Below are 14,324 nucleotides of genomic sequence, written 5' to 3' on the forward strand. Positions count from 1 at the left end.
GTGTGCAGCGCAAACCGCTAAATCAGCCGCGTTTTCCGGCAATCCGCGCGATCTCGACCGAAACCATCTTTTCGACCATGGCAGGCAGGTTTTTGTCCAGCCATTCGCCCAGCAAGGGCTTCAGCATTTCACGCACCAGTCCTTCCAGCGAGGTTTCGCCCGAACGGACGATCTGCGGCGCAACGCCGGGCTGGGCCAGCATGGAAAGCGCAGCCAGCGATTCACGCATGGAGGCTGCTGCGGCATCGGCGATCAGTCCACCGGCATCCGCGTCGTCTTCCTCGTCGGTCTCGGTAAGTTCGAGAATTTCCGCACGGGGCGCGGGCCGGGGTTGTTCGGCACGGGCGCGCGATTGCACCTCGGCACGATTATCACGCGCGATCACCTTCTTGATCGATTCGAGGATTTCCTCGACGGACGGTTCACCGGCCTGACGCATCGAACCCTTTACCCCCAACAAGCCCTGTTACACCGATTCTCTATCACGGACGCGGCGTCGGGGGGATTGTCGCATCCTGCGCGGGCGTGTCAACGGTGCGCGTCGAAACTGCCTGCGGATCAGGGTCGCGATCCCAATCCCAGATGCGCCCCCTTACGCGTTCGTAATTGACCTGTGGATCGTAGAGCGCTCCGCCATCAAGGCCAAGATCATCCGCATCCGCCTTGCCCATGGCCGAAAGCAGGTTGAAGCCTGCAACATAGGCATTGCGGCGCGCGGCAACGAGTTGCACCTGCGCACGCAACAGCTCCTGTTCGGCATCGAGGATGTTCAGGATGGTGCGGTTGCCCACGCTGTTTTCAGCCCGCACGCCTTCGAGACTGAGCGCCGCAGCATCGACTGCGGTCTGGTTCATCGCGATGATTTCGTTCGCGGCGCGCCATGAGGCAAACGACGAACGCACCGCGGCAATGACCTGGCGCTCTACGCCAACTTCCTGTTCGAGCGTTGCCGATTCGCGCGCTTGAGCCTGTCGGGTCTGTGCGCCGGGACCACCGCCCTGAAACAGCGGCACCGAGAGCGTCACGCCGGTTTGCGCGGTGGTATTGGCCTCTCGCAGCACTTCGTTGGTGCCAAGAAAGCTGCCCTTGAATTCCTGACGGCTGCCATTGGCCGAAACCGAAACGGTCGGCTTCTTCGCGGCTTCCGCAACTTTCACGTCGAAAGCCGCAGCTTTGCTGCGCTCGCGCGCAGCGAGGAGATCAGGATTGTTCTCAAGCGCGAAAACGACTGCATCGTCCGGCGTTTCAGGCAGCCCGGGAAGCGGCGGCGGCGGTGCGAGATCGACCGGCGGATTGCCCACCACCTGGATGAAACGCTCGCGGCTGGATTGCAGGTTTGCCTCGGCCGTGCGCAGATCGCTGCGGGCCAGAGCAAGGCGGGAATTGGACTGGGCGACGTCTGTGCGCGTTACATCGCCAATATCGAACCTGTCGGTGGTGGCCGAAAGGTTCACCGAGAGAACTTCGACATTGTTGCGGTTCAATCCGACGATCGCGCCATCACGGATGACGTCCATATAGGCCGCAACCACTTCGCTGAACACGCCCGCTTCGGTGCCCCGCAGATCCTCTTGCCCCGCTTCGACGCGAGTCTTGGCAGCGCGGATCGAATTCTTGACCGATCCGCCAGAATAAATCGGGACCTGCAGGCTTAGATCAACACTGGTGGACCAGTCGGTGATCAGGAACGAGTTGGGGTTAGCCTTGAGTGTGCGGTTGTAGCTGCCTTGGCCAGACAAGCTCGGCAGCGCGCGCGCCCGGGCAATCGGCACGCCTTCATCGGTCGCGCGCTGAGTGGCGCGGGCAGCTTGCAGCGTCGGGTTGGTGTTGTAGGCACTGGTCAGCGCTTGACGCAGATCATCGGCGAGCGCGGGTGTTGCCAGCAGAGCGGCGGCGCTGGTCGCCAGCAGCAAGCTCAGCGCCTTGTATTTTGCCATAAGGCTCAGAAGCTCCACGATTTCGGTGCAGCAAATTCGGGCAGCACCGCAAAATCGGCATCGCCAAGCGGGGTGGCAATGACTTTGGCCAGAACCTTGCGCGCAATGGCAAGGCGGGTCACGCCGCGATCCACAATCCCGGTGACAACGCGACCATCATCGGCAAGCAGCGTGGCCAGCGCTTCAGGCAGCACTTCGGCTGCGCCGTCAATCAGGATCAGCGAATACGGCCCACCCTGCGCCGTGCCAAGCGCATCCGCGCGGGTCACGTTGCCCGCCAGCTTCCCCGCCAGCGCCGCAAGATACCCGTTGGGTGACACGACCAGCACGCTGTCAACCGACGTGGTGCCAGCAGCTTCAAGCATCTGGCCATACGTCAGCGCCGGTGAGAGGAACTTGCCTTCACCCAGCGGCACGGCCCGATCCATGTAGGACACCGCGCGGCGGTCAGCGGGCACAAAATCCTCGCGCCGCACGCTGTTGAACGCAGCCAGAATGCCGGGTGCATTGACGCCGCTGACACGCAGCTGGCTATCGATCATTGCACGGCGCGCAACCTGCATTTCATCCACAGCCGGGCGGTCTTCAACCACGGTCATCGCAACCCTCATGTTTCAGACGGGAGCCGATCAAGGCATCGTTTCCCGCAATTGATCTCTGGCAAGTGCCTGTAGATTATCGATCTGCTGTTTCCAAGGGATTTGCATGTCGATTGTCGACGCGTAAGGGGCGTTCGCAGTTTCTCAGGCATTGGAGGGATTTCCGAATGGCCGAAATGGTGACGATCAAGGAAACAGACCTGATCGATAGCGTTGCCGATGCGCTGCAATACATCAGCTATTTCCACCCGATGGACTACATTCGCGCGCTGGGTGACGCCTATGAGGCTGAACAAGGCCCCGCGGCAAAGGACGCCATCGCGCAGATCCTCACCAACAGCCGCATGTGCGCCGAAGGCCACCGTCCGATCTGTCAGGACACCGGCATCGTCAACGTTTTCATCAAGTGGGGGCAGGATTGCCGCCTCGACAGCGACCTCTCGCTTCAGGACGTGGTCGATGAAGGCGTGCGCCGCGCCTATCTGAACCCGGATAACAAGCTGCGCGCCTCGGTACTGGCCGATCCCGCCTTCACCCGCCGCAACACGCGCGACAACACGCCATGCGTGCTCCACGTGGAAATGGTCAAGGGCAGCAAGGTTGTTGTCGATGTCGCGGCCAAGGGCGGCGGCAGCGAGAACAAGTCGAAGTTCAAGATGATGAACCCAAGCGATTCGATTGCCGACTGGGTGATCGAAATGCTGCCGCAGATGGGCGCGGGCTGGTGCCCGCCGGGGATGCTCGGCATCGGCATCGGCGGCACAGCGGAACATTGCGTTTTGCTAGCCAAGAAAGCGCTGATGGAGCCGATCGACATGGCCCAGCTCAAGCTGCGCGGCCCGCAGACCGACATCGAAAAGCTGCGCATCGAAATCTTCGACAAGGTCAATGCGCTCGGCATCGGTGCACAGGGCCTTGGCGGCCTTTCGACCATCCTCGACGTAAAGATCATGGACGCCCCCTGCCACGCTGCGGGCAAGCCGGTGGCAATGATCCCCAACTGCGCCGCCACGCGCCACGCACACTTCAGCCTCGACGGGTCCGGGCCGAGCTATCTCGAACGGCCCAAGCTCGATGAATGGCCGCAGGTCCACTGGGCGCCCGATTCGGCGGCCAAGCGCGTCAATCTCGACACGCTGACACAGGCAGACGTGCAGGGCTGGAAAGCGGGCGACCGTCTGCTGCTCAACGGCAAGATGCTCACCGGCCGCGATGCCGCGCACAAGCGCATCAAGGACATGCTGGCCAAGGGCGAGCAACTGCCGGTCGATTTCAAGGGCCGCGTGATCTACTATGTCGGCCCGGTCGATCCGGTGCGCGAAGAAGTGGTCGGCCCGGCAGGCCCCACCACCGCCACCCGCATGGACAGCTTCTCCGACCTGATGCTCGACCTCGGCCTGCTGGCCAGCGTCGGCAAGGCAGAGCGTGGCCCCGCAGCCACGCAGAGCATCGCCAATCACAAGAGCGCCTATCTGATGGCGGTCGGCGGCGCGGCCTACCTCGTCGCCCGCGCGATCAAGGAATCGAAGGTCGTGGGCTTCGAAGACCTTGGCATGGAAGCGATCTACGAATTCACCGTCGAGGACATGCCCGTGACAGTGGCAGTCGATAGCGACGGCGAAAACGTCCACAAGTCTGCGCCATTGGTGTGGAAGAAGAAGATTGCGGACGAAGGGTTGCTGCCTGCATAACCTTTCGCTTCGATGAACAGCCTATGCCGCCCGACCACCGTTCTGGTGTGTCGGGCGGTTGGCGTTTAGGGTTCTTCCAATGACGCCGTCACAAATCGATCCGGGAGTGCCGCATGTACCGGCCAGGCAGGTCATCCTGTCGGCTGCCGCGCTGTGGCTGTGCTATTTCGTGCTCATCACCGTGCGTGGGCTGGTGGTGGAACTGGGCGATTTCACCGATCTGTTGTGGCGGCGTGGATTGGTCACGCTGGCAGGCATCATCGTCACGGTTGCCTGCTGGCCGCTGCTGCGGCGCTTCGATGGACGGTCGCTGGTGGTGCGCGGAGGTGCGGCACTGGTGATCATGCTGCCTGCCGCGCTCGCCCTGGCCGCCGTCAACCAGTGGGCCTTTGCGCCGGTTGAAAAGCGTATGCTCGAAAATCTGGCGCATGATCAGGACAGCGATCGCGCATCACCTTCTGACGAAAACACCGCGGCTGACGGCAGCAAGGTGCCATCGGTAAACATCCGGCGCGACATGGCTGGCAACGTGCTGGTTGATGTGCTCGACGAAGGCATTGTTCCTCCTGAACCTCCGCCCGCTCCCCCAGCGCCTCGCACCCAGCGCGAACCCGCACCTGCACCCTCGCACAAAGCAACGCCCGCCTCCGATCCACTGCTGGACGAGGACGACCTTGCCGAGATTGAACAGTTTGCCGAAGATCGCGCCGAGGTGGCGCTGCGCATCGCCGGGATCGTGCGGAATGCCGATGGCAGCACGGTGATCACCCAACCAGGTATGGTTATCCGCCAATATGCAGATGGCCGTTCCGAATTGCGCACTGGTGGCAAGATCTATCGCGTTGACGGCGATGGCGAAATCTCAGGCGTGCTAACTCCGCCGCCAGCCCCGCCCGAACCACCACAGCCTGCCGCGAGTGCAGCGTCTCCCGCGCCGCCAGCCACACCCAATGCCGCAGCCACACGCGATACCGCGCGCCGCGATGCGCAGATCGCCCTCCGTCATGCCGAAGCCGCGCGCAGGGTAGCGCTGGCGCAGGCACGTGCAGAACTGGCTCGGCAACGCATTTCGCCAGAGCCACGGGAGCCCAATGCGGCCCCCTCGCCCCGTCCTTCGAGATCGCCTGTGGCTTCAACGGCAACACGGACCGCCCCTGCCAGCCCCACGCCAACGCCTGCGCCGTCCGCAAGCTCGCCCGCTGCGGAAACCGAAGAACTGACCACCGCCAGCAAGGTCACCGTGATCCGCAAACTGGTGGAAAAGGAGGGCCTGTGGCGCCAGCTCACCGACGTAGCGCTGGGACGTTATTTCCTGCTGATCGCCTGGGCTGCGCTCTATCTCGCGCTTGGCAATGGCGAACAGTTGCGTGCTGCCGAATATCGTGAAGGTGAATATCGCCGCGCCGCCAAGGCTGCCGAACTGCGGAGCCTGCGCTACCAAGTGAACCCGCATTTCCTGTTCAACACGTTGAATTCCCTGTCAGCTTTGGTCATGGTCGGCCGGGCTGAACAGGCAGAAAAGATGATCCAGTCCATCTCCCGCTTCTATCGCCACAGCCTGGCCGGCGACCCGACCACCGATATGCCACTGGAGGACGAGATTGCCTTGCAGCGCCACTATCTGGAAATCGAAGCGGTTCGCTTCCCCGAACGTCTGCGCTGCGAATTCGATGTGCCAGCCGATCTGATGAGCGCCTGTGTGCCCGGCATGATCCTGCAGCCGCTTGTCGAAAACTCGATCAAGTACGGCGTATCCACCACGATCCGCCCTGTCACGATCCGCATTTCCGCGCGCGAGGCGGGCGGCTTTCTGGTCCTTACTGTGGCCGATGACGGGCCGGGCGAAGGCCTTGTGAGCGGCAGCACGGGCATCGGTCTTGAAAACGTGAAAAGCCGGTTGATCGCCCGTTTTGGCGAGGATGCGAAGGTCGAGAGCGGGCCGCTTCCTGCGGGCGGATATGCCACCGTGCTGACCATGCCAGTAGTGCGCCATGAGTGTTGATGGAGACGGAATGCGGACGCTGATTGTCGATGACGAACCGCTCGCGGTAGAGCGTATGCAAATCCTCTGCGCGCGCATCCCCGCGCTGCAAGTGGTGGGCACGGCCAGCGATGGTGCAGCAGCCTTGCGCCTGATTGCGGCCCTCACGCCCGATCTCGTGCTGCTCGATATGACGATGCCCGAGGTGGATGGCCTCGGCGTTGCCCGCGCCCTTTCGGGGCAGGTAAACCGCCCCGCCGTGGTCTTCGTGACCGCGCACGATGATTTCGCGGTCGAAGCGTTCGATTGTGACGCGGTGGACTATGTCCTCAAACCCGTGGCGCAGGACCGATTGGAGCGCGCCGTAGAACGCGCACAGGCCCGTCGTACCGCGCCGTCCGAAACGCCGCTCACCCCGGAAAAGCCCGCTAGCGAATGGATCGAGGAATTCTGGGTGCCGCACCGCTCCGAACTGATCCGCGTAGCGGCCAGCGACCTTGAACGCATCGATGCCGAGCGCGATTACGTGCGCCTCCACGTGGGCCACCAGAACGGCAATGGCCGGTCATACATGATGCTTCACACCATTGCTGGGCTGGAGGCACGGCTTGATCCCGAATGCTTTATCCGCCTCCACCGGTCCACCATCGTGCGGCGCGATCGCATCGCCGGGCTTAAGCACGATGGCCTCGGGGTGTGGTCGGCAGAACTGGTGGATGGATCGATGCAGCGCATCGGCCGCACTTACCTGCCGCGGGTCAAGGCGATGGCAGGGCGGTAGGCGCTCCAATCATGCCTTGTACAGCGCATCCACCCGCGCGCCGTAACGCTCACGAATCTTGTGCCGCCGAATCTTCAAACTCGGCGTCATTTCCTCGTTGTCGATGCTGAACGCCTCATCGGCAAAGGCGAACTGGCGGACCTTCTCGATCACCGAAAGCTCCTTGTTCACCCGGTCCACCGCCGCACGGACTGCGTTGCGGAAGGCGGGCAGATCTTGCAAAGCCTTGAAATCGAACGTCTCGCCCTGCGCGCGCGCCCATTCCAGTGCCCATTCAGGATCGGGCACGATCAGCCCGACGATATAGGGCCGCTTGTCGCCGCTCACCATCGCCTGCGCAATTTCGGGCTGAAGCGTCAACATGCCCTCGATCTTCTGCGGAGAGACATTGTCGCCCTTGTCGTTGACGATCATGTCCTTCTTGCGATCAGTGATGACGATACGGCCCTTGGCATCCACGTGCCCGATGTCGCCCGTGTGCAGCCAGCCCGCGTTCGGCCCTTCCTTGGGGATCGCGCGCGCGGTTTCGGCTTCGTTCTGCCAATAGCCGTGCATCACCAGTTCGCCACGCACCAGAATTTCGCCATCCTCGGCGATCTTCAGTTCCACGCCCTTCATCGGCGGGCCGACCGTGTCCATCCGCAGACCTGCTCTGGGGCGGTTGCATGAAATCACCGGCCCGGCCTCGGTCTGGCCATAGCCTTGCAGCATGGTCAGCCCCATCGCATCGAAGAACACGCCAACATCGGGATTGAGCGGCGCCCCGCCCGAAACCATCGCCTTCATCCGCCCGCCAAAGCGTGCCTTGATCTTGGGGCGCAACGTACGATCAAGGATCAGGCTCATCGGCAGGTCAACGATGCGGCCTTTCCCCGCCGCCTTGCGTCCGCCGATGGTCAGCGCACGGTCCATCAGGTAGTTTGCCACCTTGCCCTGCTTTTCCACTTGCTTGATGATGCGCGTGCGCAGCACTTCAAACAGGCGCGGAACAACGACCATGAGCGTCGGACGCACTTCCTCGATGTTCGAGGCGAGCTTCTCCAGCCCTTCCGAATAGTAAATCTGCGCGCCCATACCAATCGGCAGATATTGCCCGCCGGTATGCTCGTAAGCATGAGACAGCGGCAAGAACGAGAGGAACACTTCCTCACCCCAACCCAGATCCTCGGCAAGAATATAGGCCGCCCCTTCCACGTTGCACAGGATCGATCCGTGGTGCAGCCGCACCCCGCGCGGACTTCCGCCAGTGCCGCTGGTATAGATCAGGCAGGCCAGATCGTTGCGCCCCACGCCCGCCATGCGCGCATCCACAGCACACCGCGCCACCGCGCCATCACCCTCGGTCAACACGGCCCAATCATGGAACGCCAGTTTCCCGGCTTGCATCTGCCGCAGCGGCTCCATGCCGATCACATGTTCCACCCCCGGCGCAGAAAGCGCGGCGGGCAGCAAAGGCTGTGAAAGCTTGGCGGTGGAAACAATCACCGCCCGCGCGCCGGAATTCTCCAGAATATGCAGGTGATCGCGCTCGGTATTGGTGATGTAGGTCGGCACGGTCACCAGCCCTGCCGCCATGATCGCATGATCCGCGATGCACCATTCGGGCCGGTTTTCCGAAACCAGCGCCACCCGGTCCCCTGGATTGAGTCCCAGCTTGCGCAACGATTCGGCCAGCACGCAAACCTGCCGTGCGGCTTCAGCCCAGCTGATCGATTGCCAGTTGCCTTGCTTCTTGGCCCACAGAAACGGGCTGTCACCGCGATGGCCCGCACGGTCCAGGAACATCGCAACAAGATTCGGAAAGCCTGCGAAATCGGAAAGCTGCACGTCTGGTTCCTCGGCCCAATTGCGGTTCGGGCGGCCATTCCGGTCCGCTCCTGATGGTTGCAGTGGAACCTAGTGACGCACCGCCCTTACGGCAACCTGTGTTGCATCACGTCAAGGTGCAACAGCCGCCCCTTCGCTGCGCGGATCGGCAGCACCGCGCCACACCCATTTGCCGCCCACGCGCACCCGCTCGATCGCATTGGCCTTGAACGAGGGGCCGCGCGCCGTCACTTGCGCATGGCCCAGCGCCTGCAAAGCCGGGATCATGGCTTCCAGACTGGTGCCCTTTTCCACCGAAACCGCATTGCCCGGCGCATAGATCACGGGCAGCGCAATCGCCTCGCGCGCAGACAAGTCCCAGTCGATCACGCCGATGATCGCCTTGGCCACTTGTGCCGGGATTGTCGTTCCACCCGCCGCGCCCACGGCCAGCCGCAAGGCACCATCCGGGCCATAGACCAGCGTGGGAGACATTGAACTTCGCGGCCGCTTGCCGCCTTCCACGCGGTTGGCCGTCGGCTTGCCATCCTTGTCGGGCACGATGTTGAAATCGGTCAGCTCGTTGTTGAGGTAGTACCCTCCCACCATCAGGCCTGATCCGAATGGCCCTTCGATGGTCGAGGTATAGCTGGTCGAATTGCCCCAGCGGTCCACCGTCACAAAATGCGTGGTACCATGTTCTTCTTGGTGCGCTGGCCGCGCGAAGGCCAGCTTGGCGCCAGCAGGCTTGCCCGGCAGCGCGGTGGCCATCGTCGCACTTTCGGAAATCAGCGCAGAACGTGCAGACAGGTAGGCAGGATCGATCAGCCCCGCCACCGGCACGTCCACAAAATCGCTGTCAGCCAGATATTGCTCGCGGTCTGCATAGGCCAACCGCTGCGACTCCGCGATCAGATGCCACGCGGTCGGACTCGCAGGGCCGAGCGCCTTCATATCAAACCGCTCCAGTTGCTTCAGAATGGCGAAAACCGTGGTCGCCCCCGAACTCGGAGGCCCCATCCCGCACACGCGATATTGGCGATACTGCCCGCAAACCGGAGGCCGCTTCACCGCCTTGTAGGCAGCCAGATCGGCTGTCGTCAGCGGGGAGGGATTTTTAGGGCTGGTGCCCACCTTGCTCGCCAGCAGCATCGCATTTTCGCCGGTATAAAAGCTGTCCGCCCCGCGCGCCGCAATGCTTTCCAGGGTCGCCGCCAGCGCGGGATTGCGCACCACGGTGCCCACCGGCAGTGGCTCACCACCTGCGTCATAGAACAGCGCCCGCGCCGCCGGATCAAACGCGCCCGTGCGGCTCGCCGCGCTCAACGTCGCGCGCATACGCGGCGTGATGGCATATCCGTCACGCGCCAGCTTGATCGCTGGCTGAAACAGCGTGCGCCACGCGATCCGGCCCTTTTCATTGTGCGCCATCGCCGCCAGCCGCAAGTTGCCCGGCACGCCAACGCTGCGCCCGCCGATCACCGAATCCGGCCAGACCAGCGGCTTGCCATCGGCATAGAACCACTGTGGCGTTGCCGCCTTTGGCGCAGTTTCACGCCCATCAATCGTCTCAACCTTGCCCGCAGCATCGCCCATCACAAGGAACCCGCCGCCCCCGATCCCGGAGCTTTGCGGCTCCACCACGGTCAGCGCGAGCATCGTCGCGATGGCAGCATCGGTGGCGCTGCCGCCCAGTCGCAGCATCTGCACGCCCGCCTCGGCCGCGCGCGCGTCGGCAGCAGATACCAGTCCCGGACCGTCGACCGACACCCCTTCTGCGGCAGAGGCAATCGGCGCCGGATTGGCCGGAGCCACCGAGGCACTCGGCGGCGGTACGCAGGCTCCGGCTAGCAGGACGGCGGAAACGGGCAGGAAGCGAAGGGTGCGCATGAATGTCATGCACACAAGGCTATTCGCTGCCGACCGCCTCGGCAATGGACGTCATGCCCGCCTCACGTACCTTTTTTTCAAGGCCAGCCACGATCCGCGATGCCAGCCCCGGTCCTTCATAGACCATCGCGCTATAAATCTGGATCAAACTCGCTCCAGCCCTGATGCGCGCCCAAGCGTCGTCCACCGTGGCAATTCCGCCCACACCGATCAATGGAATCGCCCCGCCGCTGGCCTTGCGAAAATCACGCAGCCGCTGCAGCGCCAGCTCCCGCAAAGGTTCACCCGAAAGTCCTCCCGCTTCGATGCCATGGCGCGACTTCAGCGCGGGGCGTGTGATCGTGGTGTTCGATACGATCAGCGCGGCCAGTTGCTTTTCCAGCGCGATCCGGCAAATCCCGTCGATGTCCGAAGGCTCAAGATCCGGCGCAAGCTTCAGGAAGATCGGCACATTGATATTGCCCCGCGCCTCGATCACAGCATCGAGCAGCGCCGAAAGCGCGCCTTCGTCCTGCAAAGCCCGCAACCCCGGTGTGTTGGGCGAGGAAATGTTGACGGTCAGATAAGATGCCAGCGGCGCCATCAGCCGGGTCATCTGCGCATAGTCGGCAATGCGATCGACCGAATCCTTGTTTGCGCCGATGTTTACGCCCACAATCCCCGGCAGTCCGCGCAGCCCCGCCTCGCGCCGCCGCACCAGCCGGTTGGCCACCGCCTGCGCGCCTTCATTGTTGAATCCCATCCGGTTGATCACCGCGCGGTCTTCTACCAACCGGAACAGGCGGGGCTTGGGATTGCCCTCCTGCGGCTGCGGCGTAACCGTGCCCACTTCCACAAAGCCGAAACCCAACCCCAACATCGCGTCAGGCACTTCGGCGTTCTTGTCGAAACCGGGAGCCATGCCGACCGGATTGGGAAAGGCGATCCCGGCCACCCGCTGCGCAAGGCTTGGCGTCGGAGCTTTGGTGCCCCCGGCGTGGCTCAACGACAGCGCCTTGATGGTCAGGCGATGGGCAGGTTCAGCCGGAATGCGGAAAATCAGCGGGCGCAGCAGCGAATAAGGCGTCACGGTCAAACGGTTCCGGTTCTGCGAACGGATGAAGGATGTCGAAGCGAATCAGGGTAAGTCCAGCGTGCAATCCTCAAGACCACACGCACACCCCGTGTTGCACCATTGCGACGTATTCCGCCGGGGGCCAAGTTCGAATCTGTCGGAAATGACGGCAATTGTAATTGAATGATCGGCTAATGTTGCCAGAATGCCACCGAATTTGTCGAATCCATACAATTCTTGAACCGGGCTTCTGCCTAGGAAGGCGCTGCGACCCGAAGGGCTCGGTGCAGCGATGTGCTGGGTTCTCGACTTTCAAGGCGGCCGATGATCCTTTGCGGATCGCGGCCGCCCTTTTTTTGGCCATCTCCCCAGCCACAAAGCCCGCCCTTGCGCCTTGCATCACCCGCGCCTAGATAACCGGAACGATTCGGTCTGATTTGCAGATCGTCATTTCGGGACACCCGCCGATGCGCCTTTCCAGCATGGCCGATTATGCCGTCGTCACGATGAGCGCCGCCGCGCGCCATTGTGGTGGGCACCGTGTCTCGGCCCAGCAACTGGCCGATGAAACCGGGCTGCCTGCCCCTACCGTGCAGAAACTGGTCAGCAAATTGTCCGCCGCAGGCCTGCTCAAGGCGGTGCGCGGCGCACATGGCGGGCTGAAACTGGCCCGCCCCGCCGCTGCAATCACGCTCGCCGATATTGTGGAGGCGGTCGAAGGCCCTATTGCGCTCACCCCCTGCAGCGATCATGGGCGCCATGATTGCACGCTCGAAAGCGCGTGCACCGTCCGCCCGCACTGGCCCGCGGTTGACGCCGCACTGCGCGGTGCGCTGGCCGGAATCCCGCTCACCCAATTGTCCCGTCCTGCCGCAACTGCGGCCTTGGGGGCGGAGGTTATGGCATGACTGATAACGTAGAACTCAAGGATCAGGCGCCCGCGTCGCCGACTACGAACATGGCTGGTCGTCTGACATCGAACAGGAATACGGCCCCAAGGGCCTGTCCGAAGATACCGTCCGCTATATCTCGGCCAAGAAGGACGAGCCGGAGTGGATGCTCGAATGGCGGCTCAAGGCCTATCGCCACTGGTTGACCATGCCCACGCCCGATTGGGCCAAGCTGAACGTCCCGCCGATCGACTATCAGGACGCCTACTATTGGGCCGCGCCCAAGGCCAAGCCCAAGCTCGGCAGCCTTGCCGAGGTCGATCCCGAAATCCTGCGCATCTACGAAAAGCTCGGCATTCCGTTGGAGGAGCAGAAAGTGCTCGCCGGTGTCGAAGGCGCGCGCAAGGTCGCAGTCGATGCGGTGTTCGATAGCGTCAGCGTCGCCACAACCTTCCGCAAGGAGCTGGAACAGGCAGGCGTCATCTTCCGCTCCATCTCCGAAGCGGTGCGCGAATACCCAGATCTGGTGAAGAAGTGGCTGGGCAAGGTTGTGCCGATGCACGACAACTACTTCGCCACGCTGAACTGCGCAGTCTTTTCGGACGGCACTTTCGTCTACATCCCCGAAGGCGTGCGCTGCCCGATGGAGCTGAGCACCTATTTCCGCATCAACGCGGAAAACACCGGCCAGTTCGAACGCACCCTGATCGTGGCCGAAAAGGGCAGCTATGTCAGCTACCTCGAAGGCTGCACCGCGCCGATGCGCGATGAAAACCAGCTCCACGCCGCCGTGGTCGAACTGGTTGCGATGGACGATGCCGAGATCAAGTATTCCACCGTCCAAAACTGGTATCCCGGCAACGCCGAAGGCCTTGGCGGCATCTACAACTTCGTCACCAAGCGCGCGCTGTGCCAGGGTGCGCGCAGCAAGGTGTCTTGGACGCAGGTGGAAACCGGCTCAGCCATCACGTGGAAGTACCCCTCGTGCGTGCTGAATGGCGATGATTCGGTGGGTGAATTCTACTCGGTCGCCGTCACCAACAACCACCAGCAGGCCGACACCGGCACCAAGATGATCCACAACGGCAAGCGCACCCGCTCAACCATCGTGTCGAAGGGCATCTCTGCGGGCAAATCGAACAACACCTATCGCGGCCTCGTCCGCGTGGCCCCTCAGGCCGAAGGCGTGCGCAACTTCACCCAGTGTGACAGCCTGCTGCTGGGCGCAGACTGCGGCGCACACACCGTGCCCTATATCGAAGTGCGCAACCCCAGCGCCACGATCGAACATGAAGCGACCACCAGCAAGATCAGCGATGACCAGCTCTATTACGCCATGCAGCGCGGGCTGGATCAGGAAAGCGCCGTCGCCCTGATCGTCAACGGCTTCGCACGTGACGTGCTGAAGCAGTTGCCGATGGAATTTGCAGTCGAAGCGCAGAAGCTGCTCGGCATCAGTCTTGAAGGGAGCGTGGGGTGATGCACGGTCCTATATTTCACCGTCACCCCGGCCCCCGAGCCGGGGTCCCGCTTCCTCTCGCAGCGGACGAAACAAAAAGCGGGACCCCGGATCAAGTCCAGGGTGACGAAGATATGAATGGCAAGGCGTACGCAGAATGAAAAAGACCCTCACCCTGCGCCCCGCCAGCGAGCGCGCCGACGCGCCGAAGATCCAGAAAAAGGGTCGCGGCTGGG

At 62.8% G+C, this 14,324-nt stretch carries 9 protein-coding genes and 2 pseudogenes; 5 read left to right on the top strand and 6 right to left on the bottom strand.

All coding sequences use genetic code 11. The annotated features are described in order from the left end of the window. Positions 1 to 22: 22 nt before the first annotated feature. Genes B7X90_RS03435 through B7X90_RS03445 form a run of 3 tightly spaced genes read right to left on the bottom strand, consistent with a single transcriptional unit; the run spans position 23 to position 2,536 of the window. Positions 23 to 439, bottom strand: coding sequence for a DUF2497 domain-containing protein (locus tag B7X90_RS03435; RefSeq protein WP_292621687.1), 417 nt, complete (start codon positions 437 to 439; stop codon positions 23 to 25). A 43-nt stretch (positions 440 to 482) separates the two neighbouring features. Then, complete coding sequence (locus tag B7X90_RS03440) at positions 483 to 1,937, bottom strand: TolC family outer membrane protein (protein ID WP_292621689.1); 1,455 nt, start codon at positions 1,935 to 1,937, stop codon at positions 483 to 485. 5 nt (positions 1,938 to 1,942) lie between these two features. Then, the gene (locus B7X90_RS03445; protein ID WP_292621692.1) at positions 1,943 to 2,536 is read right to left on the bottom strand and encodes a protein-L-isoaspartate O-methyltransferase; all 594 of its coding nucleotides are present in this window, start codon (positions 2,534 to 2,536) and stop codon (positions 1,943 to 1,945) included. Positions 2,537 to 2,712: 176 nt separating this feature from the next. On the opposite strand from B7X90_RS03445, the gene B7X90_RS03450 reads away from it, so the two are divergent. The 3 genes and pseudogenes from B7X90_RS03450 (at position 2,713) to B7X90_RS03460 (ending at position 6,989) form a co-directional block, all read left to right on the top strand. Continuing rightward, entirely contained in the window at positions 2,713 to 4,227 is a 1,515-nt protein-coding gene (locus tag B7X90_RS03450) for a fumarate hydratase (protein WP_292621705.1), read from the top strand. A gap of 1,282 nt (positions 4,228 to 5,509) precedes the next feature. After that, positions 5,510 to 6,229 (top strand): annotated as a pseudogene (locus B7X90_RS03455) (histidine kinase); the annotation flags it as partial. Beyond that, positions 6,219 to 6,989, top strand: a complete 771-nt coding sequence (locus tag B7X90_RS03460; RefSeq protein WP_292621694.1) for a LytTR family DNA-binding domain-containing protein — start codon at positions 6,219 to 6,221, stop codon at positions 6,987 to 6,989. The pseudogene B7X90_RS03455 and the gene B7X90_RS03460, both read left to right, overlap by 11 nt. Before the next feature lie 9 nt (positions 6,990 to 6,998). Here B7X90_RS03460 and B7X90_RS03465 read toward each other — a convergent pair whose 3' ends face one another. The 3 genes from B7X90_RS03465 to B7X90_RS03475 all read right to left on the bottom strand — a co-directional run bounded on the left by B7X90_RS03465 (position 6,999) and on the right by B7X90_RS03475 (position 11,754). Continuing rightward, a complete protein-coding gene (locus tag B7X90_RS03465) occupies positions 6,999 to 8,816 on the bottom strand; it encodes a long-chain fatty acid--CoA ligase (protein ID WP_292621696.1) in 1,818 nt (605 codons plus the stop codon). Between the two features lie 111 nt (positions 8,817 to 8,927). Then, positions 8,928 to 10,685: a gamma-glutamyltransferase gene (gene ggt, locus B7X90_RS03470; protein ID WP_292621698.1), complete on the bottom strand. Its 1,758-nt coding sequence runs from the start codon at positions 10,683 to 10,685 to the stop codon at positions 8,928 to 8,930. A gap of 19 nt (positions 10,686 to 10,704) precedes the next feature. Continuing rightward, positions 10,705 to 11,754: a quinone-dependent dihydroorotate dehydrogenase gene (locus B7X90_RS03475; protein ID WP_292621699.1), complete on the bottom strand. Its 1,050-nt coding sequence runs from the start codon at positions 11,752 to 11,754 to the stop codon at positions 10,705 to 10,707. Between the two features lie 452 nt (positions 11,755 to 12,206). On the opposite strand from B7X90_RS03475, the gene B7X90_RS03480 reads away from it, so the two are divergent. Next, positions 12,207 to 12,647 (top strand): SUF system Fe-S cluster assembly regulator, encoded by a 441-nt coding sequence (locus B7X90_RS03480; protein ID WP_292621701.1) that lies wholly within the window; start codon positions 12,207 to 12,209, stop codon positions 12,645 to 12,647. Further along, positions 12,644 to 14,109 (top strand): annotated as a pseudogene (gene sufB / locus B7X90_RS03485) (Fe-S cluster assembly protein SufB). Before B7X90_RS03480 ends, sufB begins: the two are co-directional and overlap by 4 nt. Positions 14,110 to 14,324 lie beyond the last annotated feature (215 nt).

The organism is Novosphingobium sp. 17-62-19, from assembly GCF_002256775.1.
Taxonomy (GTDB): Bacteria; Pseudomonadota; Alphaproteobacteria; order Sphingomonadales; family Sphingomonadaceae; genus Novosphingobium.

Bases quoted from the DNA above. Each gene is read 5' to 3' on its own strand.
- B7X90_RS03435 (WP_292621687.1), bottom strand. From the start codon at position 439: ATGCGTCAGGCCGGTGAACCGTCCGTCGAGGAAATCCTCGAATCGATC.
- B7X90_RS03440 (WP_292621689.1), bottom strand. From the start codon at position 1,937: ATGGCAAAATACAAGGCGCTGAGCTTGCTGCTGGCGACCAGCGCCGCC.
- B7X90_RS03445 (WP_292621692.1), bottom strand. From the start codon at position 2,536: ATGACCGTGGTTGAAGACCGCCCGGCTGTGGATGAAATGCAGGTTGCG.
- B7X90_RS03450 (WP_292621705.1), top strand. From the start codon at position 2,713: ATGGTGACGATCAAGGAAACAGACCTGATCGATAGCGTTGCCGATGCG.
- B7X90_RS03460 (WP_292621694.1), top strand. From the start codon at position 6,219: ATGAGTGTTGATGGAGACGGAATGCGGACGCTGATTGTCGATGACGAA.
- ggt (WP_292621698.1), bottom strand. From the start codon at position 10,685: ATGCGCACCCTTCGCTTCCTGCCCGTTTCCGCCGTCCTGCTAGCCGGA.
- B7X90_RS03480 (WP_292621701.1), top strand. From the start codon at position 12,207: ATGCGCCTTTCCAGCATGGCCGATTATGCCGTCGTCACGATGAGCGCC.